We start from the raw sequence: 25855 nt of genomic DNA, 5'->3' as shown, positions 1-25855 counted from the left end.
ACCGCGTCGAACTGACGGCGCGAGCACTTCCGGACCGCGTCGAACCGACGGCGCGGGACGACGCGCCGTCCCTTGTGAGAAAGGACTTCGCCGATGGGCGAGAACACGGCCGGAGACCGGCCGAAGCTCCTGGGGCTCGGGCTTTCCGGCGATCACCTGGTCGCGCTGACCGGTGACCCCGAGCTGACCTCCCGGCTCAACGACGCCGGTGCGGCCTTCGTGGCGGCCGGGGTCGAGCGGATCGACGGGTCGGTCCCCGGGGACGGGGTGACCCTCGAACCCACCGTCGCCACGACGTTCCTCGCCCCGCGGGCACCGGACGTCGCGTTCCTCGCCGCCGCGGCGCCGCACCGGGATCATCCGTACAACCTGGCCCGGCGGATCGCCTCCGGCGACCATCTGTCCCGGGGCAGGTCGGGCCTCATCCTCGGCGTCCGGGACGGCTACGCGGCGGCCGGGCCGAAGGGGCCCGAGGGCTGGGCGGGGGCCGGGCTCACCGAGGGCGTCCCGCTGGGCGTCGAGACCACGCGTGACGCGGCGATCGCCGTCCAGAAGCTGTGGCAGAGCTGGCCGTACGAGTCGATCGTCGCCGACCGGGAGACCCGGATCTTCGCCCGCGCCGAGCAGATCGTCCACATCGACCACCGGGGGGTCTTCGATGTCGCCGGACCTCTCACGGTCCCGACGACCCCGCAGGGCTCGCCGATCATCGCGTGGTACGCGGACTCGGTGGACGCGGTGGCGGCGGCGGCCGACGTCGTCGACGTGGTGGTCTTCCAGCCGGAGGACCCGGATCTGGTCGCCGCCGCAGTCGCCGCGCTCCGCGGCGCGGACGACCGGCGTGCGCTGTTCTTCGCCCAGCTGACCTACGCGCACGGGCAGAGCCTCGACGGATTCCTCGCCGGGGCCGAGGCGGTGACCGCCCTCGACGGGGTGGACGGCGTGCTCGTACGCCCGGACCGGACGGTGGACGCCTTCGCCGAGCTCCTTGACCGGGTCGTCCCCGGGCTCGGCGAGAAGGGGCTCATCCGAAGGAGCGGGGAGGACCTTCTGCGGGAACGCCTCTCCCTTCCGCAGCCGCCGCGTCTGCTCGCCGGCGCCCGGCCGGCCTTCCCCGCCCCGGAACCCCAGCCGGCGCTCTGAGCGGGAAAAGCCCTAAGGAGACAAACTTGCATATCAGCGGCAAAGAGACTAAATTTCCTACTATGCATGTAGGGAAAGTCCTGATTATGCGGCGCCACGTCGACCTCGTGCGCGTGGCCGCCTGCCTCTGTCACAGTTCCTGACCGCCCTCCCTGCTCTCCCTACTCCTCGGGGAACGGGCACCGGCGCGACGCGGTGCGCGTCGACGCCCGCCCCGTCCCGCGGAGCCGCCGCTCCCCGCCGAGCCGCGGCCGATGCCCCCGCGCGGGCCCCGGGCATCCCCCTCCGCGATCCCCCGCTCGCCGAAACCGACGGCCCGGCGTTCCACCGGCGCGACGTGCGCACCCCACCCCGCACGATCCGGCGCGCCGCAGGCTGCCGGAGGTCGGCCGCCTCGCCCTCGACGGGCGGCCGCCGCAGCCGACGTACTACTCCTGCCCATCCCGGGCGGAGAGATTGGAACACGACCACAGATGAGTTCGGCCGGAGTGTCGGCATGACCCTGCGCATTCACTGGTACCTGCCCACCAACGGTGACAACCGGGACATCGTCGGCTCAGGTGACCGCTCACAGAAGACGCTCGCCGCGGTCGCGAACGGTTTCCGCCCACCGGACATCGACTACCTCGGTCAGATCGCCCGATCAGCCGAACAACTCGGCTACGAGGCGGTGCTCACCCCGACCGGGACCTGGTGCGAGGACGCCTGGATCACCACGGCGGCGCTCACCCAGGTGACGAAACGGCTGAAGTTCCTGGTCGCGTTCCGGCCGGGGCTCCTGTCGCCCACCCTCGCCGCGCACCAGGCCGCCACCTTCCAGCGCGTCTCGGGCGGCCGGCTGCTGCTCAACGTCGTCACCGGCGGCGACTCCGCCGAGCAGCGCCGTTTCGGCGACCACCTGGACCACGACCAGCGCTACGCGCGCACCGACGAGTTCCTCGCGGTCCTGCGCGGCGTCACCGAGGAGACGACGGCCCCGGACGAGACGTTCAGCTTCACCGGGGAGCACTTCCGCATCGAGGACGCGCGCATCGACCCCGGCCCGTGGGGGCGTCCCGAGATCTTCTTCGGCGGCGCCAGCCCTGCGGCCGAGCGGGTCGCGGCCCGGCGCGCCGACACCTACCTCGCCTGGGGTGAGACACCCGCCCAGATCGCGGCACGGCTCGACCGGATGCGTGAGCTCGCCGCGGCCGAGGGCCGGGAGCTGAGCTTCGGCATCCGCCTGCACGTCATCAGCCGCGACACCTCCGCGCAGGCGTGGGCGGAGGCCGAGCGGCTGCTGGACCGGATCAGCCCCGAGCGGATCGCCGTCGTCCAGGCCGACCTGGCCGGCAGCGAGTCCGTCGGCCAGCGGCGGATGCACGCCCTGCACGGCGGCGACCGGACCAAGCTGGAGGTCTCCCCCAACCTGTGGGCGGGCTACGGCCTGGTCCGCGGAGGGGCGGGCACCGCGCTCGTCGGCAGCCACGAGGAGGTCGCCGACCGGATCGAGGAGTATCACGCGCTCGGCCTGGACCACTTCATCCTCTCCGGCCAGCCGCACCTGGAGGAGGCGTACTGGTTCGCCGAAGGGGCCGCCGCCCTTCTGAGATCGCGGGGACTGCTCCCGCCCCCGGCCTCCTCCCCCTGACCCGACTCCCGGCATTCCAGTCCGACACCCCTGAAAGAGAACCACCCGTGAAGAGAACGACGGCACCCCCGCGAACGATGTTCCGCCCGCTGCTGACCATGGTGGCCGGTGCCGCCCTGCTGACCGCGTGCTCGGGAACGGCCGCGACGACGGCCGGCGCGAGCGGCACCGCGCCGGCCGCCTCGACCGCGCCGACCCCGGGCGGCACCCTGCGCATCGCGTCTCTCCAGTCCGACCTCGACGCGCTCGACCCGCTCACCGGGTACAGCGTCGACTCGTGGGAGATCATGCGGGCCCTGACCCGCCAGCTCGTCACCTATCCGGGCAGCACCACGGGCATCAAGGACGACACCGAGCTGGTGCCGGACCTCGCGAAGTCGTGGGACGTCAGCGACGACGGCAAGACCTACACCTTCCACCTGCGTGACGACATCAGGTACTCCGGATCGTCGACCCGCGAGATCGTCGCGCGCGACTTCGTCTACGGGATCAAGCGGTTCTGCGACCCGAACAAGCAGGTGGCCGCGATCAACTACTTCCACCTCGCCTTCTCCGGCTTCACCGAGTACTGCAAGGAGTTCGCCAAGGTCCCGGTGGGCGATCCGGCGAAGTCCAAGGCGTTCATCGACAGCCACGAGATCTCCGGCGTCTCCGCGCCGGACGACAAGACGCTGGTGCTGAAGTCGGACACGAAGAACTACGACTTCCTCGCCATCCTGTCCATGAACTTCGTGTCGCCGCTGCCCGAGGAGGTCGCCTCCAAGTACGTCGGCGACTCGCTGGAGTTCCGGAAGAACTACCCCTCCAGCGGGCCGTACCAGATCAGCTCCTACGAGCCCGGCCGGAGCCTCGTGCTGAAGAAGGTCGCCGGGTACGACCACGCGGGAGACCCGGCGCGCAAGGCGTACGCCGACGAGATCGTCGTGGACTTCACGGCGAACAACGAGGACGCGGTGGTGCAGAAGATCCAGTCGGGTGACGCCGACCTCTCGCTCTACCTCGACGTGCCGCCGCTGTCCACCATCCAGCAGTACCAGGCCCGCAACAGCCCCCACCTGCACTCCTCCGACAGCGGGGCGGCCAACTTCATCACGTTCAACGCGCGTCCCGAGGCCACCTCCCCCGGCGCGAAGGCACTGCGCGCGCTGAAGGTGCGGCAGGCGCTGGCGTACGCGGTGAACAAGGCCAACCTCGTCCAGGCACAGGGCGGCAAGATCGCGGCGAAGCCGCTCGGGCAGATCATCACCTCGACGATCCTCGGGCACGAGACATTCGACCCCTACCCCACGCCGGGCAACGCCGGCGACCCGGCCAAGGCGAAGCAACTGCTCGCCGAGGCCGGCCATCCGGACGGCCTGAAGCTCGACGCCGTCTACCGCGTCAACGCGCAGTTCGAGACGATCGCCGTCACGCTCAAGGCCGACCTCGCCAGGGCCGGGATCGAGCTCGACCTCATCCCGATCCCGGCCGCCCAGTTCAGCGGATACCTGCAGGACCCCAAGAGCCGCTGGGACGTCTCCCTGAGCAGCAGCTTCGCCCCCGACTGGCAGGGACCGAGCACCCGGATGCTGCTCGGCGGCTGGCTCAACTCCGACGCCGCCCCCTGCGGCACCGGCAACGTCCACGCGATCTGCTACGACAACCCCGAGCTGAACAAGCTCGCGGCGCAGGCGTTCCCCTCGGACGCCCCGGGGCCGATCTGGGCCAAGGCCGACAAACTCGTCTCGGCCGACCTTCCGTGGATCCCGTTGTTCGAGAAGCGCAAGATCGCTATCACCTCCGAGCGGGTGCGCAACTGGACCTGGTCGTCGCTGGCCACCCATGCCGACATCACGAACATCGCCGTAGGCCGCTGAGCCGGGCCCAGCCAGAAGGGAGACGACGGCCGTGGCCTTGTTCTCTGTGAAAAACCTGAGTGTCACGTTCCAGGACCGCGACCGGGCGTTCGCCGCGGTCCGCGACGTCTCCTTCGCCGTCGAACCCGGCCGGACACTCGCGATCGTCGGCGAGTCGGGCTCGGGCAAGAGCGTCTCCCTGCTGGCCTCGACCGGCCTGCTGCCGGCCCGTGCCGTGGTGCGGGGCTCGGCCCTGTACCGCGGCACCGACCTGACCGCGCTGCGTCCCGGGCAGCTCCGGGCGATCAGGGGCCGGCACATCGGGTTCGTCTTCCAGGACCCGCTGAGCAACCTGCACCCGCTCAAGACCGTCGGCAGTCAGATCGCAGAGGCGATCACCGCCCACGAGCGGGTCGGGCGGCACCCCCTGCGGCGGCGCGTGCTCGACCTGCTCGGCGAGGTGGGCATCAAGGACCCCGGGCAACGGATCGACGACTACCCGAACCACTTCTCCGGGGGGATGCGCCAGCGCGTCATGATCGCCATGGCGATCGCACTGAACCCGGGACTGATCATCGCCGACGAGCCGACCACCGCGCTCGACGTGACCGTGCAGGCGTCGATCCTGAAGCTGCTGCGGCGGCTCCAGGCGGCGCACGGCACGGCGTTGATCTTCGTCAGCCATGACCTCGGCGTCGTCTCCGACATCGCCGACGACGTCGTGGTGATGCGCGACGGCGAGGCGGTCGAGGCCGCGCCGGCATCCGAGATCTACGCCGCCCCCCGGCACGAGTACACCAGGACGCTGCTCGGCGCGGCACGGCACGGGCCGGTGCCCGTGCCCACCGGGCACGGTCCTGCTGGGCACGGTCCTGCTGGGCACGGGTCCGCCGGCGGCGCGGCGGCGAACGGGACCGGCCCGTCCGCGGGACGGGCCGAGAGCCCGTCCGCGGATCCGGCCCCGCTGCTGGCGATCTCCGCGGTGCACATGAGTTACCGCCGCCGCGGCCGGAAGGATTCCTTCACCGCGCTCGCCGACGTCTCGTTCCAGGTAGGCGAGCGCGAGATCGTCGGCCTCGTCGGCGAGTCGGGGTCGGGGAAGTCGACGGTCGGCCGGATCATCGCGGGCCTGGTCCGGCCGACCGCCGGGTCGGTGTCGTTGCGCGGCGCGGTCTACAACGAAGTGGGAGACGGCCCGGCCCGTCTCGACGCGGGCCTGCGCTCCGCCGTCCAGGTCGTGTTCCAGGATCCCTACGGAAGTCTCAACCCGCGACGCAGGATCGCCGCCACCCTCGCCGAGCCGTTCGCGGTGAACACGAAGCTCTCGGCGCCGCAGATCCGTGCCCGGGTCGAAGCGCTCGCGCGCCGGGTCGAACTGCCCCCGTCGGTGCTGGAGCGGTTCCCGTCCCAGCTCTCCGGCGGGCAGCGGCAGCGGGTCGCCATCGCCCGCGCCGTCGCGCTCGAACCGGCGGTGGTCGTCGCCGACGAGCCCGTCTCCGCGCTCGACATCACGACGCAGGCGCAGATCATCGCGCTCCTGCGGCGGCTGCGCGCGGAACTGGGGGTGTCCTTCCTGTTCATCTCGCACGATCTCGGAGTGGTGGCCGACCTCTGCGAGCGGGTCGTCGTCCTCAAGGACGGGCAGGTGGTGGAACAGGGGCCGACCCACCGGGTGTTCACCGACCCCGGGCACCCGTACACGCGTACGCTGCTCGCCTCGATCCCGGGCCGGGGACGCCCGGCGAAGGCCCCGGAACCGCACGCGCCGCACGACGATGACCACCCGCACGACCTGGGCGTCGGGCCCGGGACGGACCGGGTGGCCCATGTCTAGCACCGTGCCGCCGGACGCCCCCCTCATCGGATCCGGCACCCCGCCCACCCCCCTGCCACCGGACGCACCGCCCGCCGAGGCCGGCCCGCCCGCGTCGCCGGAGCCGTCGCCGGAGCCGGACGGTGTGCGGCGGCCACGACGTTTCCCGGGGCCCGTCCTCGGGGCGATCCTGCGCGAGCGCTCCGCGCGGGTCGGCCTGGTCCTGGTCGGTGTGATCGTACTGGCTGCGCTGCTCGCGCCGCTCGCGGCCGCGCTCACCGGGCACGGCCCGAACCAGCAGTTCCGATCGGAGGCGCTCAGCGAGAGCGGGCTGCCGGTCGGCCCGGGCGGCGACTTCCTGCTCGGCGCCGACGGCAACGGCCGCGACGTCCTCGTCCGGACCCTGTACGGCGCCCGGATCTCCCTGCTGGTCGGCATACCCGCGACCACGCTCGCCCTCGTCGTCGGAACGGCCGTCGGGCTGGTCGCCGGGTTCTTCGCCGGACGCACCGACCGGCTGCTCTCCCAGGTGATCGACGTCGCGCTCTCCTTCCCCTTCGTCGTGACCGCGCTCAGCCTGGTCGCGCTCAACGGGGGCGGCGACGGGCAGCCCGTCCTCAACCCCGTCGTGCTCGTCACCATCGTGATCTCACTCTTCGCGTGGACCTACTTCGCCCGGCTGACCCGGGGGCTGGTCATCGTGCTGCGCGGCAAACCCTTCGTCGAGGCGGCCCTCTCGGTCGGCGCGAGCCGCCGCCGCGTCATCACGCGGGAGATCCTGCCCAACGTCCTGCCGGTGGTCGCGGTGTACTGGGCCGTTCAGCTCCCGCTGAACATCCTCTCCGAGGCGACCCTGTCGTTCCTCGGCGTCGGTGTCCAGGCGCCCACCGCCAGCTGGGGAAACATGATCGCGGAGGCGCAGCGGTCGTCGCTCTACCAGGTGCAGCCGTGGTTCCTGCTCGGCCCCGGCATCGCCATGTTCGTCACCGTGCTGGGATTCAACGCGATCAGCTCCGGCATCCGCAACGTCCTCGACCCCGATCGCGGATGAGGAGGGCCACACCGTGAGAAGGCAGATCCTGGGCCACGCGGCCCGCGCACTGTCGACCCTGCTGATAGTGCTGATCATCACTTTCGCGATCACACGTATCGCCTACCGCAACCCGGCGGCCGTACTCGCGCCGCGCAACGCCGACCAGCGGACGCTGGACGGGATCACCCGGGCGCTGCGCCTCGACGAGCCGTGGTACCTGCAGCTGTGGCACTACCTGTACCGCGGGCCCGACATCCAGGGTGCGCCGATGGGCCTGTTCAACTGGCCGCCCGCGCTCGGGTACTCCTTCCGCCAGCAACGCCCCGTCACCGAGCTGATCCTGTCCAAGGTGCCGGTGACGCTCTCGCTCGCGCTGGGTGCGCTCGTCATCTGGATGACGCTCTCGATCCTGCTGGGCGTGCTGGCGGCCATGAAGCCGGACACCTGGGTGGACCGCTTCCTGTCGGCGCTCTCCTACGCGGGCCTGTCCGTCCCCACCTTCCTGAGCGGGATCCTGCTGTCGTACTTCCTGTACTTCAAGCTCTCGACATACGGCATCAGGTGGTTTCCAGGCAGCGGCTACGTCGGCATCACCGAGGACCCGGTGGAGTGGGCCCGGCATCTGGCGCTGCCCTGGCTGACGATCGCCATCGCCGAGATCGGGATCTTCCAGCGCGTGGTGCGCGGGAACATGCTCGACGTCCTGGGCTCCGACTACATCCGTACCGCCCGCGCCAAGGGCGTCAGCGAGCGCAGGGTCTACTTCGACCACGCGCTCAGGGCGGCCCTGAACCCGATCATCACCCTGAGCGGGCTCGAACTCGCCGCGATCATGGGAGGCGCCATCGTGACCGAGCAGATCTTCGGTCTCGACGGGGTCGGACGCCTCGCCGTCGAAGCCGCGGTCGGCGGAGACTTCCCGGTCGTCATCGGCACCACCGTGCTGGCCGCGGCGATCTTCGTGATCTCGGCGTTCGCGGTCGACGTCGTCACCCGGCTGCGGGACCCCGCCGGTTCCACCTGAGCGACCGAACCCACCGGCACGGCAGCGGTACGCAGCCGTACGCAGCCGGCCCCTCCCGGACCCGACCCGACCCGAGCAAGGAAACGATCATGAAACCAGGTGTGCGGGTACTCGTCCACGACGACGAACTCCTCGCCGCGGCCACGGTGTTCCGTACGGCCCTCGTCGGCCTGCCGCCCCTTCCGCACGGCGCCGACCTCCCACGGCTCTTCGAACCGGGCCGGACCCTCGGCGCCTTCGTCGACGGAGAGCTGGCCGGCACGGCCGACTCGTACTCGGGCTGGCTCGTCGTGCCGGGCGGGAAGCGGGTCCCGCACGCCGCGGTCACCCATGTCGGTGTGCTGCCGACGCACACCCGGCGCGGAATCGTGACGGAGCTGCTGCGGCACCAGCTCGCCGACCTGGCGCGACGAGGGGAGGTCGTCGCCACGCTACGGGCGTCCGAGGCGGTGATCTACGAGCGTTTCGGGTACGGCGTGGCGAGCTCCTTCGCCCGGCGCGAGCTCTCCCGCCGGGACGCCCGCCTGCGGGACACCGTGCCCGGCGGCGGGCGGGTACGGCTCGTCGACGCCACCGCTTCGTGGAAGCTGCTCACCCGGATCTACGAGTCCGGCGAGGTGTTCCGGGCCGGCGCGATCCACCGGCCCGACCACTGGTGGCGGCTGCAGGAGCTGCGGCGCGGCGGCGAGACCGGTCCCTCCTACGTCGCCGTGCACGGCCCGGCCGACGCGGAGGAGGGGTTTGTCCGGTATCACCCGATCGACACCGCCGAGTGGTTCACCAGCCGGGAGCGCACGATCGTCGTCGACGACCTCGTCGCCACCACACCGGAGGCGTACACCGGGCTGATCCGGCACCTGCTCGCGGTCGACCTCGTCGACCGGATCGTCTTCCCCCACACCGCCCTCGACGATCCGCTCGCGGCGCTGCTGACCGACGAACGCGCCGTCCGCACGGTCTCCGTCTCCGACGAGACGTGGCTGCGGATCCTCGACGTACCCGCGGCGCTGGACGGGCGGACCTACCGAAGCGCGCCTGCGGTGGTCCTGGCCGTGACCGACGACCTGCTGCCGGAGAACACCGGCTCCTACCTGATCACCGCCGAGGGGGCGGCCAGGACCGACGCCCCCGCCGACCTGTCGGTGGACGTCGCAACCCTCGGCGCGCTCTACCTCGGGGGCTCGCGCTGGTGGCAGCACGTCCGCGCCGGTCGGGTGACCGTGCACCGGAGCGGCGCGGCCGAAGCGGCCGACGAGCTGTTCGGCACCGACGCGCTCCCGTTCTCCGGGACGTTCTTCTGACGCGGGCCCGGCCGGTCGTCCACGGGGGCGTGCGCGACGCATCCTGCGCGTGCCCGCCCGGATGCGGGGCTTCCGTGGTCACGGCAGGCCGTTCCTGCGCCGGTAGTCATTCCAGACCTGCACACAGTAGGCGTACCGCCAGTCTCCGGACGAGAGGTGGCGGCAGGCGTAGGCGGCGCTGATCCCGGCGAGCGGGCCGGTGCCGGTGGTGGCGCGAGGCTCCGGCGGCCGGGCGACGGGCGGCGCGGGCGGTCTGGGTGCCGGCTGCCGTGACCGGCCGGATCTCACGTTCCCGGCCCCGGATCGCCCCGACTCCCTGCTTCCGGCCCCGGACCGTCCCGGATCTCCGTTCCCGGCCCCGGACCGGCCGGACTCCGTCCCCGCGGCCCTCGGTTCCCGGCTTTCCGCTGCTCTCGCGCCGCCCCCGGTGCCCGGTGTGTCCCGCCTGCCGCGGCTCTCCCGGTGTCGCACGCCCTCAGAGCCGGGCCGGTCCGCGCGCCGCGCCGGGGTGACCGGGCCGGACTCGGCGGGGCGGGTGGGCTGCGCCGGGACCACCCGCGCCGAACCTCGGTCCCGGCGGGCCTTCCGCGCCTCCCGGTCCTTCCCACCTCCCCGCTTGGCGTCCGCCTTCCTCGCCTTTCCCGTCTTCCCGGGATTCGCCTTCCCCTCCCGGCCTGCGGGACCGCCTGCGGCTCCGGGTGCCGGACGGTCCGGTGGGGCGGCGGCGGGTGCCTCCGCACCGCCGGGTGCCGGAACGCCCGGGATGCCCGGGTCGAGCCGGGGAGCGGCGGAACCGCCGGGCACCGGGGAGCCCGTCATGTCGCGGCCGGTGAGCAGGCGCTCCGGCGCGGAGGCGGGCACCGTGCCCGTGCCGGACCGCCCGGAGAACGGCGACCACCCCGATGACCACACCCCCACACCCGCGGCGACGAGGAATCCGGCGATCAGCGCGGGCCCCAGGAGCTGCTCGCGGGAGACGCGCGTCCACGGCCGATGCCACAGGCTGGGCGGCGGCGGCATGGAGAACGGCCTGCTGGAGATGTCCGTCCAGCCCCGCCGCTCGTCCGGGGCCCGCCCGGATGCGACGAGCCGCATCGGCCGCACCGGGCGTACGGCCTCCATGGGCTGCGTCGACTCCAGGGGCTCGGCCGGTCTGGTGGAGGACGCGGGCCGCGGCGGTTGCGCGGAACGTGCCGGTCGCGCGGGACGTGCCGCCTCCGGGACGCGTGGAGCGGCCGGGTACGGCAGGTCGCTGTAGGGCATGCGACCGCGTGGTCTCGCGGTGCCGAGGCCGCGGCCGTGGTCGTGAGTGCGGTCGTGCTCACCGTGCATCGCGCCTCCCGTATCTCATCCACCCCCTCCAGCCTGACGAAAGTCACCCACTGTAGGTGGCCCATGACAGTACGGTCTTACCGATCTGTTATCAGTCCCAGGCCGCAGAGAGGAAGAAAAGCGGTGATAGGCGGACGTCGTCCGGCTCTGCGAGATCGCGTCAGTCGTCGGCCGGTGGTTCGAGCAGGCGGAGAACCAGTGCGGCGGTCCTCTCCTCGGTCACCGAGCGGCCGGAGGATCGGGCCAGGTCGGTGACGACGTTCAGTGCGGCGTGCACCCGGAACCGGATCGCGGCGGGTGGTTCTCCGCCCCCTGGCTCGGCGACCAGCCCCACCCAGGTGTCGACGTGCCGGCGCTGCGCGACCCGCAGGTGGTGGCGGTCGGTGGCCGGCAGGTTCTCGCTCTCCGAGACGTACACCGCGGCGAGGTCGGACTGCTCGAACGTGATCCGGACGTAGGTCTCGACCAGCCGGCGCAGCGCCTGCGCCGGTGTGCCCGCCTCGACCAGGGCGGCGGCGGTGGCGAGCTCCAGGCGGCTGGTCGCGCGGTAGTAGGCGGCGGCGAGCAGTTCGGCCTTGCTGGAGAAGTGCGTGTACACGCTGGAGGCGTTGATGCCCGCGGCCTCTCCGATGTCGGCGATGCTCACCGCGTGGTAACCGCGTTCGTGGAACAGCCGCACCGCCTCGGCCAGGAGTCGTTCCCTGCGGGGAAGCAGCCCCAGTCGTTCGGGCCCGGGGTCGCCTGGCCGCCCTCGGCGCGGTGCCGGCAGATCGGCGGTGAGCAGGGCCCGGACGCAGGCGCCGACGGTGTGTTCCGCGGCGGCCCTGGCCAGGCTCGCCCGGTGGGTGGACGGACTGGCGATGACGCTGAGCGCGGCGGCCATGAGCGTCGCGGCGTCCTGTCTGGACAACTCCGGCCGGGCGTCGAGCAGCATGTCCCGCAACGTGCGCACGGTGGCGTCGAACCGCTCGGCCAGCCGTGCCCGCTGCTCAGCGGGCAGGTGGCGCCCCTCCCACTGGTAGAGCCGGGCCACGGATCGCCGGTCGAGGGTGTGGCGCACGAGCGCCCGCACGGCGGCCTGGAGTCGCTCGGCCGGGTCCTCGCCGCCCGCGGCGGCGGCCACGGTCTCGGCGAAGCTGTCGCCGAGCTCCTCGACCGCGGCGGCGAGGACGGCCTGCTTCGTCGGGAAGTGCCGGTATATCGCCGGTCCGGTGATGCCGACCGCCTCGGCGATGTCATCGATGCCGACGTTGTGGAACCCGCGGACGCAGAACAGTTCCGCGGCGGCGAGCGCGATGGTCGCCTTGCGGTCCTTGGGCCGTCGGCGTCGGCTGGGCGGCATGACGCGAGTGTAGCGGGCACAGGTGATTACGCAACCGGCGACCATGAATCAGCTTAGCCCACTTCACCTGCGTAGACGATGCGATAAGTAAGTCGTGATTCGGAAGCATTGACAGATCATGTGGTCGCGGTTTCTTATGGGAGCGCATCGGCGCCCGATGGAGGGAAGCGACGGATGGTCACGGCTGAGCAGGTGAGCGCCGCGGTCGGCGCATGGACGGTTCCCCGGTTGCTGCGGCACAACGCCGTCGTGCAGGGCGACCTGCCCGCGCTGACCGGTGCCGACGGGCACACCCGGACGTGGCGGGAACTGCGGGAGGAGGTGCTCGCCGTCGCGGGCGGGTTGGCCGCGCTGGGCCTGCGGCGCGGCGAGCGCATGCTCATCGACATGTCCAGCCGCCCGGAGCACTGGGTCGTCGACCTCGCCGCGGTCGAGCTGGGTGCGATCCCGTGCACGACCTACGCGACGTTGAGCCCCGAGCAGATCCGGCAGGTCGCCGTGCACAGCGCGGCGACCGTGGTGGTGCTGGAAGGTCCCGCCGAGCTGGCACGCTGGGCGCCCGCGCTGGCCGGGATGCCCGCGCTGAAGGGCGTCGTCGTGCTGGAGGACGCGGACGGCCGGCACACGCGCTATACCGATCTGTTCGCGGCGGGGCATGCCGCGCCGGTCGTCGAGGCCGGCCAGGACGACCCGGTGGCGATGATCTACACCTCGGGCACGACCGGCGATCCGAAGGGCGTGGTGCTGTCCCACCGTAACGTGCTCTACCAGTGCGCGCTCCAGGAGCTGGTCCAACCCGTGCCCGCGCACCCCAGGACGGTCGCCTACCTGCCGCTCGCGCACATCGCCGAGCGGGTGCTCGGCATGTATCTGCCGCTCTACAGCGCGGGACACCTGACGATCTGCGCCGACCCCACCCGGCTGCTCGACACATTGACCGAGGTGCGGCCGCAGGGGTTCTTCGGCGTGCCACGGGTGTGGGAGAAGTTCGCGGCCGGGCTGCAACAGGTGCTGTCCGGCATGGACGGTGACCGCCGTGCCGCGGTCGACCACGCACGGGAGCTGGCCGCCGAGGCGTACCGGATCCGCGCCACCGGTGACCCGCTGTCCGACGAGCTCGCCGAGGCGCTGGAGCGCGCGGACCGGGCGGTGCTGCGCCCGTTGCGGGAACGGATCGGGCTTGCCGAAGCGGCCCGGCTGGGCAGTGGCGCCGCACCGATCCCGGCCCAGGTGCTGGAGTTCTTCGGCAGCCTCGGCATGACGATCATGGAGGTCTGGGGCCTCACCGAGACCACGGGCTCGGCCACCAGCACCTTCCCCGGCAACTACCGGGCCGGCACGGTCGGCCTGCCCATGCCGGGGATGGAGGTCCGGCTCGCCGCGGACGGCGAGGTCGAGGTGCGCGGGCCACTGGTGTTCCTCGGTTACCTGCAGCCGGACGGGCGGATCCAGGCGGCGGTGGACGCCGACGGCTGGCTGTCGACCGGCGACATCGGCAGGTTCGACGAGGACGGACTGCTGCGGATCGTCGACCGCAAGAAGGAGATGGTCATCACCGCGAGCGGTAAGAACATCGCGCCGAGCGCGATCGAGTCGCTGCTGCGGACGCACCCGATGATCGGCTATGCGGTCGTGGTGGGGGACCGCCGCCCGTACGTGACGGCGTTGCTGGTGCTGGACGAGGAGGCCGCGCCCGCCTGGGCCGCGGCGCACGGTCTGGCCGCCACGACGCCGAAGGAGCTGGCGGCCGAACCCCGCGTGCGTGAGGAACTGGCCGCCGCCGTCCGGCGGGCGAACGAGGCGTTGTCGCGACCGGAACAGGTGAAGGCGTTCCGCGTGCTCGACCACGCGTGGAGCCCGGGGAGCGGGGAGCTCACCCCGACGCTGAAGCTGCGGCGGCGCGTGATCGAGCAGCGCTACGCCGACGTGATCGAGGAACTCTACGCGGGAGGATCATCGTCGTGACCCTGACCGATGAGCGGCGTGACTTCGTGGCCGCGATCGACGACTTCTGCCGGCGCGAGGCCGGGACCCGCGAGCAGTGGCTCAAGCTGACCTACGGCGGCGCCACGCCGCACAACGCCGAGCTGTACCGGAAGATGGCCGAGCTCGGCTGGCTGGGGGTCGCCGTGCCGGAGGAGTACGGCGGCGCCGGTCAGAGCATGGTCGATCTGCTCCTGTTCCTGGAGACGACCGCCTACTGGCAGGTGCCGATCGGCGGGTTCGGCACGTCCGCGATCACCGCCGCCTCGTACGAGAAGTTCGGCAGCCAGGAGCAGAAACGCCGTGTGCTCGGCGACTTCGTGAGCGGCGCGGTGCTGGCGGTGGCGATGTCCGAGCCCGGCGCCGGTTCGGACGTCGGCGCGCTGACGTGCGAGGCCCGGCGGCGGGACGGCGGGTGGGTGGTCAACGGCCAGAAGACCTGGTGCTCCAACGCGCACATCGCCGACCACATCCTGCTCGTCGCGCGCACGTCCACGGCAGGTGGCAAGCACGACGGGCTCACCATGTTCTCCGTACCGGCCGGAGTCGGCGGGCTCACGGTGCGCGGCATCGACACGATGGGCGGCCGCGAGGTCAACGATCTCTACTTCACCGACTGCTTCCTGCCCGGCGACGCGGTGGTCGGCCAGGTCGACCAGGCCTGGCACCAGCTGATGGCGGGACTGAACCTGGAGCGGATGATCCTCGCCGGTCTGATGCTCGGCACCGCGCGCAGGGCGTTCGACGACACGGTGTCCTATGTGCGGGAGCGCCGGCAGTTCGGCCGCCCGGTCGGCAGCTTCCAGGCGCTGCGGCACCGGCTCGCCGACCACGCCACGGAACTGGAGTGCACCCGGTTGCTGGTGCACGACGTGGCGCGGCGGATCGAGGCCGATCCGACGCGGCTGCTGCCGCGCGAGGCATCGATGGCCAAGCTGAAGGCCACGGAGTTCGCCAAGGCCATGGCGCTGGACGGCATGCAGATGATGGGCGGCTACGGCTACGCCACGGAGTACGGCATGGAACGCCTGGTGCGATCCACGGTGGTCTCCACCGTGTACGGCGGTACGAGCGAGATCCAGCGCGACATCATCGGGAAGACCTACGGGCTCTGAGCCCGGACCGGCCCGTCATGCGAGGCGGCGGACCTCATGAGGACCTCGCCGCACCCGCCGACCGGCCGGAACGTCCTCGCCGGTCACCGGGTGCCGTCGAGGCGAACCGGCGCTCGCGCCGGGCCCCCGTCACGCCGCGCTTCGGGATCCGACCGGCCCCCACGCGGCGCGTCCCGAACGATGACGTGCCGTGCGGGATCTCCGACCGGCGTGCCGCCGCCGGGGGCACGCCGCCGCGCACATGTCCTCACATGTTCTCGGCGCCGGCTCTGATGGCTTCGCGGATACGGAAGTAGGTGCCGCAGCGGCAGATGTTGCGGAGGCCGTCGAGGTCGGCGTCGGTGATCTCACGGCCTTCGGCGGCGGCACGGCGGGCCAGCGCCACGGCGGCCATGATCTGGCCGGGCTGGCAGTAGCCGCACTGGGCGACGTCGTGGTCGAGCCATGCCTGCTGCATGGGGTGCAGGTCCTTGCCGACCGTGGCCGGAAGTCCTTCGATGGTGGTGACCTCGTCGGTCGGCTGGAGGTCCCTGACGGGGATCGCGCAGGGGTTGACCGCTTTGCCGTTGATGTGGCTGGTGCACGCCTTGCAGACGTTGATCCCGCAGCCGTACTTCGGTCCGGTGATGCCGAGGATGTCGCGCAACACCCACAGCAGACGCACGTCGTCGGCGACGTCGACGGTGACCTGCTCGCCGTTGACGCGGAAAGTGTGCTCAGGCACTCGGATCTCCCTGTTTCAGCGGGCGTGGTCCAGGCCGTCGGTCGGGGACGGGGGAACGGGGGGGACGGTCGGTTTAGGGGTGAAGGAGAGCGTGCCGTGGTTGATCGGGAAACTGGTGGGCATCGTCCCGGTCGCGCGGCCGTACGCGCAGGCGACCGCGGCCATCGACGCGGCGACGCCCAGTTCCCCGGCACCGCCGGGCTGCTCGGAGGTGCTGGGCATGACGATGATCTGGAGTTCGGGCGGGGTGTTCCACTGCCGGGTGTAGAAGTAGTTGTCCCAGCTCGCTTCGAGGAAGTACCCGTCGCGCAGGTGCAGACTGGAGGTCAGGGCCAGCGCGATGCCGTCCATGATGCAGCCCATCATCTGCGCCTGCAGACCCCGCGGGTTGACGGCGAGGCCGACGTCCACGGCGAAGACGGCCTTGGTGACGCGTGGTCCGGTCACGCCGTCGCGGATGGGGCGGTTGACGGTGCCGGGCCGGCAGTCGATCTCCACCAGTGCGGCGCTGACGGCCTTGTACTCGCTGTGGAAGGCGATGCCCTGCGCGGTGCCGGCCGGCATCGGCCGCCCCCAGTCGCCGGCCTCGGCGACCTTCTCCAGCACCGCCCGGGAGCGGGCGTCGCGCAGAAAGTCGTGCCGGAACCGGTAGGGGTCCTTGCCCATCCTCGTGGCGAGCTGGTCGACGATGAGCTCCCGTGCGCAGGTGACGTCGGGCGAGTAGACGTTACGCATGCTGCCGGTGTTGAAGCCCTTGCCCGTTTCGTTGAGCAGCCGGCTGCCGGCGCCGAACCGGTAGGGCATCGCCTGGCTGAGGTGGAAGAACGTCTGGGAGAAACCGATGTCGCCCACCGGAAGCCGCGCGGCCATGGCGGTGATGATCTCGCCGAGCCCGTGGCCGAGGTCCGTGGAGACGCTGGTGTGCCGCTGCTCGTAGCCGAGCACGGTGTCGCCGACGTAGGAGACGCGCACCCGCGAGGTGGCCATCGGGTGGGTGCGGCCCTGGCGGGAGTCGTCGGCGCGGTGCCACATGAGCTTGACGGGTTTGCCGATCCGCTGGGACACCTCGGCGGCTTCCAGCGCGGCGTCGAAGAACAGCTTACGCCCGAAGGAGCCGCCGCCTTCGGTGACGTGCACGGTGACCCTGCCGAGCGGCAGCCCGAGCTTGGCGGCGATGGCCTGCTTGGCGACGATCGGTGATTTCAACGCCGACCAGATCTCGGCGCGGTCGGCCCGCACGTCGGCGATCGCGCAGTTGGGCTCCAGCGCGCTGTTGCTGCGGAAGTAGAAGGTGAACCTGCCTTCCACGGTCGGGGTCGGCGGCCTCAACCCGATCGGCAGCTCCGCGGCTTTCAACTCCTGAAGCACGGTCTCGTCGGTTCTCCCTTCCGCGGTACCGGGCTTCCAGGAGACCCGCAGGGCTCGTACGGCGTCGATGCACTGGCCGAAGGTCCCGGCGCGCACCGCCACCCCGGTGGAGATCACCACGACATCGGTGACGCCCGGCATGGCGCGGACCTCGGCGAGGTTGGCCACCGAGCCGACCCTGCCGTTGATGGTCGGCGGGCGGCACACCATCGTCGGCTTCGCGTCCGCGACGTCGAGGTCCATCGCGAACTTCTTCCGCCCGGTCACCGTGTCCAGCGCGTCGATCCGGTTGTGCGGTCTGCCGATGACGGTGAAGTTCTCGCGCGGCGTGAGCTCCACGAGCACCTGCTGGTTCCGCGTGCTCGCCGCCTTCCCCGCGAGCGCGCCGATGTCGATGCTGCCGCCGGAGCGATCGGTGATCACTCCGGCCTTCAGCGTCAGGTCGGTGACCGGCGAGCCGAGTTCGGCCGCCGCGGCCGCCAACAGGCGGCGCCGGGCGACGGCGGCGGCGACCCGGATCGGGGTGTAGGTGGCGATGGTCGTGTTCGACGCGCCGGTGAGCTGGTTGAACAGCAACTCCGGCCGGGCGTCGGCCAGTGTGACCCGTACCCGTGCCAGCGGCACGGCCATCTCCTCGGCGATCAACATGGCAGTCGAGGTGGTGATGCCCTGCCCCACCTCGGCCCGTGGCAACGCGAACGACACCGTGCCGTCCTGGTTGACCTCGACCGAGATCAGCCCCGAGGTCGGCAGCGCCGCCGCGGTCATCATGTCGTTGAGGTCGAGCAGTTCCGTGAGGTCCGGCGAAGGCAGCCGGGCGCCGGCGCCGGCCGCCGGCGCCGGACCGAGCTCGGCGGCGGCCACCAGCGTCGGAGCCGCCAGTACGTACCCGAGGAACCGCCGCCGTCCGATGGCCTCGTCCATCCCGTCACCCTCCGATCCCGTCGTCATCCGGCTCAGCCGGGACGGTTGGTCGTGGGGATCTCGATCTTGGTCTCCTTGCCCTTGGTGAGATAGAACAGGATGTATCGCCGCGCGGCTTCGTCGATGACCCAGGCGCTCTCGGGCACCAGCGGCAACGGAATGAGACCCTCGCGGAATTTCACCAGTGCCGGCCAGGCGGCGGCGATCACCCGGTCCCACACCGGCTCGCGCCTGATGCCGTCCCAGTCGGCCACCTCGTCGCCGACCAGGTACCGGGCGAACGCGTTGCACAGCGGCCGGCTGACGCTGCCGGGACTGGTCTGCTCGGCGAGCTGGCCCAGCAGGATGTCGGTCAGCTCCACGCCCTCGGGGGTCGGTCCCATGTTCCGGGGCAGGACCTGGTCCGACTGGGTGTTGGCCGCCTCCCAGGTGGCGGGGATGTATTCGTCCCTGATGCCGAGCATGTGCGCGGTCACCTGCCACACGTGCAGGTACGCCGTGGACTCGGCCTTGGTCATCGGGACCTTCCATTTGCGCATCATGCGCATGGCGTAGGTCGGCAGGGTGTGCCAGGTGACCAGCATGTCCTCCTGACTGATCGGGACGCCGCCGCTCCAGTGGGGAGACTGCTGCAGCAGGTGCCGTACCGCCGCGTGCACCAGCCGGGTCTTCACGGCCTCGACCATGCAGGAGCCGTCGGGCCGGTACGCGTTCAGGGCCCCGACGGCGAATCCCAGGATGCTCGTCTTGGCGACGCGATCCTCCATGTCCGCGCCGCCCTTGGAGTAGTAGACCGCGCGGGCCTCCTTGGGGATGGCGGTGCTCAGCATGCCGCCGCCCACGCCGTTGAGCAGGTTGAGGTACAGCCCCCTGGACTTGTTGAACTCGGCCGCGGTGTTCAGCTTGCCGTGGTCCGCCCACGACGGCAGCCGGCGGGCCCGCTCCATGAAGTCGCGCAGATCCGCCGGCAGCCCTGCGGGCAGGGGCTGGTCATTACGGTTCCAGTCCCACAGCAGGCGGTTGACCTCGGGCACGGCGCCGCGATCGAGCAGCGAGGCGACGAGCGGATCGGCCTCCTCGTCCCACACCCACCGCGGATCGACGCCGGCGCCGGAACCCGCGACCGAACCGCTCGGCGCCCAGGTCCAAGGCGTCATGGAGCGCGCCTGGGCCGGGGACGCCATCCCCAACGCCCCGAATGCCCCCAGGGCCCCGCCTGAGATCAGCATCTTGCGCCTGCTCAGCTCCGTCATGTCCTGAACTCCTCCCTGAGTTCCAGAAGCATCGATTTGTTGATCCGTTTCTTGTTGCTTTGTCGCTTTGTTGCTTTGTTGCTTTGTCGCTGAAAAAGCATGCAAGCCAGGTGGTGCTTGGACGTCGCAGAACTCGTCGCCCTTTCCGGGCCTTGTGAACAGATGCGCGTCACGAGTTCGGGCCGATTCATGATCGGGTTTCCGACGCCCTCGGGAACCGGTCGACGCGGGAGACCGCGGCCTCCCGCACACAAGCCCCGGACGGACGGTCGGGGCGGGCGGACGGCCTCGGCGGGCGGACGGTCGGGGCGGGAACACCCCGGTGCCGGAGTCCGCCGGATTCCGGGGCGAGAACTCGTCCCGACGCCCCGGCCTGCGCGGACGCGGGCCGGGGCCGGAGTCTTCCCTCCGCCCGCGGGGCCGCGGGCCCGGCTCAGACGGTCCTGATCAGGACGGGCGGTTGGTGTCCGGAATCTCGATGCTGATCGGCCGCGCCTCGGACAGGAAGAGCAGAGCCGCTTTGCGAAGGAACTCGTCGAAGAGCCAGTAGGCCTCCGGCGCCAGCGGGAAGGGAAGCAGGCCTTCGCGGACGGCGATGAAGGGCTTCCAGGCCACCTTGAGGAGCGGGTCCCAGACCGGCTCCCTGGGGATCTTCAGCCACGCGGCGATCTGGTCACCGAGCATGAAGCGCGTGAACGCGCCGAGTATGGGCTTGCTGAGGATGCCGCCGTCGACCGAGGAGCCGAGGTTGAGGAGGATGTCGGCCAGCTTGACGCCCTCGGTCGTCGGAGCCAGCACCGGGTCCAGGACCTGCTTGGCCTGGGCGTCGGCCTCGGCCCACGACGCGGGGATGTACTCGTCCCTGATGCCGAGCATGTGCGCACCCAACTGCCACGAGTGCAGGAATGCCTCGGACTCGGCGGCGGGGATCGGAACCTTCCACGCGGTCATTTTCTGCATGACGGTCGTGGGCAGGCTGTGCCAGGTGACCATCATGTCCCGCTGGCTGATCGGGATCTCCTCCTCGGCGACCTCCGACCAGTGCGGCGACTGCGGCAGCAGGTGCCGCACCGCCGCGTGCACCAGCCGGGTCTTGACGCAGGTCACGATCATCTCGCCGTCGGGCCGGTAGGCGTTCCGGGACCCGATGTCGTACCCGAGTTTGGCGGTCTTGGAGATGCGGTCCTTCATGTCCGCACCGCCCTGGGAGTAGTAGACCGCGCGCGCCTCCTTGGGGATGACCGTGCTCATCATGCCGCTGGCCAGCCCGTACAGCACGCCGAGGTAGAGCCCCCGCTTCTCGTTGAACTCGACCGCGGTGGCGAGCTTGCGCTGGTCGGCCCAGGACGGCAGCCGGCGGGCCCGCTCCATGAAGTCCCGCAGGTCCGCCGGCAGCCCGGCAGGTAACGGCTGACCGTTCTTGGTCCAGGTCCGTAACAGTTCGTTGACCCTGGGCACGTCACCCCGGTCGAGCAGTGAGGCGACCAGCGGGTCGGCCTCCTCGTCCCACACCCATCGCGGGTCGGTGCCCGCCCCGGCGCCCGCCACCGAACCCTTGGCCGCCCACGTCCACGGCACCTGCGCCTGCGCGGGCGCCGCGACGCCCAGCGCGCCGAGTGCGCCGAGCGCCCCACCCGCTTTCAACACGTTGCGCCTGCTGAGTCGGTCCATGTTTCCATTTCCTCCTCGCCGGGGTCGGGAGCATTTCCTGATACGATGAAATGTAGAATGAGTCTGCGTATCATCAATGAAGCACACTGCGTCGTTCACCACAAGGCCCATCGTGCGACCGTCGGCGACCGAGGCAGAGTCGTCCACAGGAGGTGATCATGGAAATTGAACTGTCCGCACTCATGGCGCCGTCGAACTCGGAGTCACTGCTGGAGCGCGCGTACATCGACGCCGTCGAACGGGTCGACGACACGGACGAGACCCGTGCGCACATACTCGATGCGGCGTACGAGCAGTTCTGCCGGATGGGCATCCGGCGCTCCACCATGGAGGACGTGGCCCGGCGGGCCGGGGTTTCACGAATCACGGTCTACCGGCGGTTCACCACGAAGGAAGCACTGGTCGAACACGTGGTACGCCGGGAGTTCCGCCGGTATTTCAACCGGTTCCTCACCGACATAGAACAAGCCGGCACCGCCGCCGACCGGGTGGTCCTGGGCTTTGTCAGCTCCTTGCGCGCCATCCGGCACAACCCGCTGATCGGCGGTCTGATCGCCGCGGAACCGGACCTGCTCGTGCCCTCCATGATCAACGACGGGGGCCGGACCCTCGCCACCGTGCGGCAGTTCGTCGCGGGCCAGCTCCGCCGCGAGCAACGCGCGGGCAACGTGTCGGGCGACCTGGACACCGACCTCGTGGCCGAACTGATGGTCCGGGTCTCCGCCTCCTTCCTGGCGATCCCCAGTCACATCATCGACCTCGACGACGACGGGCAACTGGCCGCGGTGGCCCGGCAGTTCCTCGTGCCCATGCTGGAGCCGACCGGCTCCCCGGACTGACCACCACGAAGACACTCCTCGGCGGCCGGGCCCGCCTACGCCGTCGCGGCCGTCACCCGCACCCGCGCCGGTGCGACCCGCCCCGCCCCGTGTCGTCCTGCTCCGTGTCGTCCTGCTCCGTGTCGTCCTGGCTCGTCTCGCCCCGGTGCGCCTCGGCCGGACCCGCGCCGTCCGGACCCGCCTCGTCCGGGCCCGCGCCACCGCCCGGGTCCGCCCCGGCGGCTCCGGGATCGTCCGCCGCGCCGAGCGCGTACTCCCAGGGCGACTCCGCGTCCGCCGGTGATCCCCCGCCCTCACCGGGCGGCATGATCGCGGGCCGGCCGTGACCGCCGGGCGGCTGGAGAAGCTGCCGGACGGCAGGGGTGTCGAGGAAGGCGGAGACGGCGTCGACCACCCCCTCCCCCAGAGGGCGGACCGCATCGACCGCGGCCTGCGCCGGTGGGCCGAGGCGGTCGCCGAGCTCATGGAGGAGGTCGTCCAGGAACTCGGGAAGGGGCGGCACCGGCAGGCCGAGCCGGTGGCGCGGCGCCGCCTTCTCCGGCGGCGACCAGCGCATGGAATCGTCGCTCATCGCGAGCCACTCGTCGACGGCTCCGTCAATGGAGTCGAGCACGTGATCAGGGTCGTCCGGCATGGCGGCTCCCCCCGTCGCTGGGATCCGATAACACGACGGTACCCCGCCGCGGCCCGGCCCGGCAGTGCCGCGAACACATCACCCGGCGTGAGGGCGTAAACGCCGTCCGTTAGGCTGGGTAGCACGCAAAGCAGTCCGCTGCGGTCGTCATGCGGGGGGGATGCGTCATGGCCATGACCGGCTCGGGATCAGGTGTTTTCCGTCGCAAGCCCATCGAGCACATCGAAGAACCGGAAGGCACCGGGGGTGAACAGCTCACCCGGGTGCTGGGGCTCTGGCAGCTCACCGCGATCGGAGTGGGCGGCATCATCGGAGCGGGCATCTTCGCGCTCGCGGGCGCCGTCGCCAACGGTACGGCGGGGCCCGCGGTCGTGCTGTCGTTCCTGATCGCCGGGGTGGCGAGCGCCGCCGCGGCGTTCTCGTACGCGGAGTTCGCCGGGCTCATCCCGAAGGCCGGGTCGGCCTACACCTACGGTTACGCGGTCCTGGGCGAGCTGGCCGGTTGGTTCATCGGCTGGGACCTGCTGCTGGAGTACACCGCGATCGTCGCCGTCGTCGCCATCGGCATCTCCGGCTACTTCTCGTTCCTGCTGACCGACCTGGGCATCACGCTGCCCACCTGGATGCTGGGTGCCCCGGGGACGGGCGAGGGACACCGGGTCGACCTGTTCGCCGCCCTGCTCTGCCTGCTGATCGCCTACCTGCTCAGCCTGGGCATCCGCAGCGCGGCCCGTTTCGAGGTGGCCGTCGTCGCCCTCAAGGTCGCCGTGGTGCTGCTGGTCATCATCGTCGGCGCCTTCTACATCAACACCGCCAACTACACCCCGTTCTTCCCCTACGGCCTCGGCGGCGCCGTCACCGGCGCGGCCACGGTCTTCTTCGCCGTCTTCGGCTACGACGCCATGAGCACCGCGGCCGAGGAGTCCAAGGACGCCAAGCGCCACATGCCGAAGGCGATCATCTACTCGCTCGTCATCTCGATGATCCTCTACGTGCTGGCCTGCCTGGTGCTGACCGGCATGCAGAGATACGACCAGATCGACCGGGAGAGCGGCTTCTCCTCGGCGTTCCAGTCGGTGGGCCTGCGGATCCTGGCGGACGTGATCGCCGTCGGCGCCATCGTCGGCATCCTCACCGTCATGTTCACCTTCCTGCTCGGCGTGACCCGCGTGTGGTTCGCGATGAGCCGCGACGGCCTGCTGCCGAAGTGGTTCGCCAAGACGCACCCGACCCGGCACGTGCCGACCCGGGTGACGTGGATCGCCGGTGTCATCTCCGCGATCATCGCCGGTTTCCTCCCGATCGCCGAGGCGGCCGAGCTGACCAACATCGGCATCCTGCTCGCCTTCGTGGTGGTGTGCGCGGCGGTGATCGTCCTTCGTTACCGCCACCCCGAGCTGCCCCGCACCTTCCACTGCCCCGGGATGCCGGTGGTGCCCGCGATCGGGATCGTCTTCTCCCTGTGGCTGATCACGTTCCTGCGCTGGGAGACCTGGCTCCGCTTCGCGGTCTGGTTCCTGATCGGGCTGGTCGTGTACTTCGCGTACTCCTACCGGCACTCCGAGCTGGCCAGGACGCACCCCACGACCCGCGGCGGCCTGCCCGGCGACGACCGCTGACGACCGGGGTGAGCGGCCGACGCTCACCCCGGCCCCGGACCCGGACCGGCATCGGACCCGGACCGGCATCGGACCGGGTCCGGGGCGAGGCTGGACCCGGGCCGGAGCTCGGCCGGTACGAGGGCGGCGCAGGGCTGGACCCGGGACGGACGGAGCGGGGCCGGAGCGGGGCCGGGTACGAGGGCGGCGCAGCCGGGAACAGGCCGCCGCCTCGAGGAACATACTGATCAACGTCTCCCGAATCGGCATACCCTTCTCAGCGGAGGGAATTACCTGGCGGTGCTCTCTCGAACCCGTGCCACGACCGGCGACACCCGCACCTTCCTCGGTGCGATCATCCGCAACCCGCACCAACTGGGTGCCATCGCACCCAGCTCGAAGGCCGTCGCCCGGCTGGCCGCGTCCGTCGTCCCCGACACCCCGGGAGCCGTGGTGGTCGAACTCGGCGCCGGCGGCGGGGTGATCAGCGACGCGATCAGCGACCGCCTGCCGCCCGGCGGACGGCAGATCGCCGTCGAACTCAACGACGACATGGTCCACCACCTTCGTGGCAGCCGCCCCTGGCTGGAGGTGATCGCCGGTGACGCGGGTGATCTGGGCGCCCTGCTCGCGAAGGCCGGGGTGACCCGCGCCGACGCGATCGTCTCCTCGTTGCCCTGGACCCTGTTCGACGAGGCGCAGCAGGCGCACGTCCTCGGCGAGATCGCCTCCTCCCTCGCCCCCGGCGGGAGGTTCAGCACCGTCACGACGCTGACCGTGCTGCCGCTCCCCCGCTTCCGCCGGTTCCGTGCCCTGCTGGACCGCACCTTCGCCACCGTCGGCACTCTCGGGCCGGTCTGGCACAACGTCCCGCCCGCGCTGGTCTACACCGCCACCCTGGCGGCCGGGGAGCGGACGACGGACAACGGATAGCGGACAACGGGCGACCGGTTCCACAGCCGCGTTTCTCCTCCCCGGAATGGCACACGACCACCGGAGACGACTTCGCGTGACGTTCCAGACACGAATAACCCCTGCTTTTCATTTGCCATCGGAACGTGAGATCACTATGTTTCCGTTCTGCCACCGCGATCTTCACGGCGGCGTCGTTCATGAATTCGTTCGGGACACGCGCCGCCTGGAAAGGGCCTTGTAACCGGCGGTTTCCCCTTCCTGCGGCGGGTCTGCCCGACCCGTTCCGAGAGGACCCGCCCGCAGATGCGATTAGCGTTACGACGCCTGTTATCCCGCCACCGCCTTTTCACCTCCCTTTTCGCAATGGCCGCCGCGCTT

The 25855-nt window shown here is 71.1% G+C and carries 20 protein-coding genes; 13 read left to right on the top strand and 7 right to left on the bottom strand.

Going from position 1 to position 25855, the window contains the following annotated elements:
* Positions 1-93 precede the first annotated feature (93 nt).
* The 7 genes from F4562_RS32095 to F4562_RS32065 all read left to right on the top strand — a co-directional run bounded on the left by F4562_RS32095 (position 94) and on the right by F4562_RS32065 (position 9779).
* Positions 94-1143, top strand: a complete 1050-nt coding sequence (locus F4562_RS32095; protein ID WP_184546971.1) for an LLM class flavin-dependent oxidoreductase — start codon at positions 94-96, stop codon at positions 1141-1143.
* A 496-nt stretch (positions 1144-1639) separates the two neighbouring features.
* Entirely contained in the window at positions 1640-2773 is a 1134-nt protein-coding gene (locus tag F4562_RS32090) for an LLM class flavin-dependent oxidoreductase (RefSeq protein WP_184546969.1), read from the top strand.
* A gap of 47 nt (positions 2774-2820) precedes the next feature.
* Positions 2821-4629, top strand: coding sequence for an ABC transporter substrate-binding protein (locus tag F4562_RS32085; protein ID WP_221207778.1), 1809 nt, complete (start codon positions 2821-2823; stop codon positions 4627-4629).
* Between the two features lie 46 nt (positions 4630-4675).
* The gene (locus F4562_RS32080) at positions 4676-6442 is read left to right on the top strand and encodes a dipeptide ABC transporter ATP-binding protein (RefSeq protein ID WP_221207777.1); all 1767 of its coding nucleotides are present in this window, start codon (positions 4676-4678) and stop codon (positions 6440-6442) included.
* Positions 6435-7472, top strand: a complete 1038-nt coding sequence (locus F4562_RS32075) for an ABC transporter permease (protein WP_221207776.1) — start codon at positions 6435-6437, stop codon at positions 7470-7472. The genes F4562_RS32080 and F4562_RS32075 overlap by 8 nt, the downstream gene beginning before the upstream one ends.
* Before the next feature lie 13 nt (positions 7473-7485).
* Positions 7486-8478, top strand: coding sequence for an ABC transporter permease (locus F4562_RS32070; protein WP_184546965.1), 993 nt, complete (start codon positions 7486-7488; stop codon positions 8476-8478).
* Positions 8479-8567: 89 nt separating this feature from the next.
* Complete coding sequence (locus F4562_RS32065; RefSeq protein ID WP_184546963.1) at positions 8568-9779, top strand: GNAT family N-acetyltransferase; 1212 nt, start codon at positions 8568-8570, stop codon at positions 9777-9779.
* A 78-nt stretch (positions 9780-9857) separates the two neighbouring features.
* On the opposite strand, the gene F4562_RS32060 is transcribed toward F4562_RS32065, so the two are convergent.
* Positions 9858-10067 (bottom strand): hypothetical protein, encoded by a 210-nt coding sequence (locus F4562_RS32060; protein ID WP_184546961.1) that lies wholly within the window; start codon positions 10065-10067, stop codon positions 9858-9860.
* Positions 10068-10596: 529 nt separating this feature from the next.
* Between F4562_RS32060 and F4562_RS32055 the strand changes: the two genes are divergently transcribed.
* Positions 10597-11037 (top strand): hypothetical protein, encoded by a 441-nt coding sequence (locus tag F4562_RS32055; RefSeq protein WP_184546959.1) that lies wholly within the window; start codon positions 10597-10599, stop codon positions 11035-11037.
* Positions 11038-11271: 234 nt separating this feature from the next.
* On the opposite strand, the gene F4562_RS32050 is transcribed toward F4562_RS32055, so the two are convergent.
* A complete protein-coding gene (locus F4562_RS32050; protein ID WP_184546957.1) occupies positions 11272-12453 on the bottom strand; it encodes a TetR/AcrR family transcriptional regulator in 1182 nt (393 codons plus the stop codon).
* 174 nt (positions 12454-12627) lie between these two features.
* On the opposite strand from F4562_RS32050, the gene F4562_RS32045 reads away from it, so the two are divergent.
* Together F4562_RS32045 and F4562_RS32040 are read left to right on the top strand one after the other, a co-directional pair.
* Positions 12628-14418 carry an AMP-dependent synthetase/ligase gene (locus F4562_RS32045; protein WP_184546955.1) on the top strand — a complete coding sequence of 597 codons (1791 nt, stop codon included), beginning with the start codon at positions 12628-12630 and terminating at the stop codon, positions 14416-14418.
* Complete coding sequence (locus F4562_RS32040) at positions 14415-15551, top strand: acyl-CoA dehydrogenase family protein (RefSeq protein WP_311734242.1); 1137 nt, start codon at positions 14415-14417, stop codon at positions 15549-15551. Before F4562_RS32045 ends, F4562_RS32040 begins: the two co-directional genes overlap by 4 nt.
* A gap of 247 nt (positions 15552-15798) precedes the next feature.
* Here the strand turns inward: F4562_RS32040 and F4562_RS32035 are convergent, their stop codons facing one another.
* The 4 genes from F4562_RS32035 to F4562_RS32020 all read right to left on the bottom strand — a co-directional run bounded on the left by F4562_RS32035 (position 15799) and on the right by F4562_RS32020 (position 21491).
* Positions 15799-16275, bottom strand: a complete 477-nt coding sequence (locus tag F4562_RS32035; protein WP_184546953.1) for a (2Fe-2S)-binding protein — start codon at positions 16273-16275, stop codon at positions 15799-15801.
* Positions 16276-16290: 15 nt separating this feature from the next.
* Positions 16291-18567 carry a molybdopterin cofactor-binding domain-containing protein gene (locus F4562_RS32030; protein WP_184546951.1) on the bottom strand — a complete coding sequence of 759 codons (2277 nt, stop codon included), beginning with the start codon at positions 18565-18567 and terminating at the stop codon, positions 16291-16293.
* Between the two features lie 32 nt (positions 18568-18599).
* Positions 18600-19820, bottom strand: coding sequence for an oxygenase MpaB family protein (locus tag F4562_RS32025; protein ID WP_184546950.1), 1221 nt, complete (start codon positions 19818-19820; stop codon positions 18600-18602).
* Between the two features lie 447 nt (positions 19821-20267).
* On the bottom strand, positions 20268-21491 hold the full coding sequence (locus tag F4562_RS32020) for an oxygenase MpaB family protein (protein ID WP_184546948.1): 1224 nt from the start codon (positions 21489-21491) through the stop codon (positions 20268-20270).
* Between the two features lie 158 nt (positions 21492-21649).
* Between F4562_RS32020 and F4562_RS32015 the strand changes: the two genes are divergently transcribed.
* Positions 21650-22330, top strand: a complete 681-nt coding sequence (locus F4562_RS32015) for a TetR/AcrR family transcriptional regulator (protein WP_184546946.1) — start codon at positions 21650-21652, stop codon at positions 22328-22330.
* Positions 22331-22382: 52 nt separating this feature from the next.
* Here the strand turns inward: F4562_RS32015 and F4562_RS32010 are convergent, their stop codons facing one another.
* Positions 22383-22964 carry a hypothetical protein gene (locus tag F4562_RS32010; RefSeq protein WP_184546944.1) on the bottom strand — a complete coding sequence of 194 codons (582 nt, stop codon included), beginning with the start codon at positions 22962-22964 and terminating at the stop codon, positions 22383-22385.
* 167 nt (positions 22965-23131) lie between these two features.
* On the opposite strand from F4562_RS32010, the gene F4562_RS32005 reads away from it, so the two are divergent.
* Both F4562_RS32005 and F4562_RS32000 read left to right on the top strand, forming a co-directional pair.
* A complete protein-coding gene (locus F4562_RS32005; RefSeq protein ID WP_184546942.1) occupies positions 23132-24583 on the top strand; it encodes an amino acid permease in 1452 nt (483 codons plus the stop codon).
* A gap of 279 nt (positions 24584-24862) precedes the next feature.
* Positions 24863-25495 carry a class I SAM-dependent methyltransferase gene (locus F4562_RS32000; RefSeq protein WP_184546940.1) on the top strand — a complete coding sequence of 211 codons (633 nt, stop codon included), beginning with the start codon at positions 24863-24865 and terminating at the stop codon, positions 25493-25495.
* The last annotated feature ends 360 nt before the right edge of the window (positions 25496-25855 follow it).

The organism is Streptosporangium becharense (assembly GCF_014204985.1).
Classification (GTDB): domain Bacteria; phylum Actinomycetota; class Actinomycetes; order Streptosporangiales; family Streptosporangiaceae; genus Streptosporangium; species Streptosporangium becharense.
This window is presented reverse-complemented; position numbering and strand designations above follow the sequence as displayed.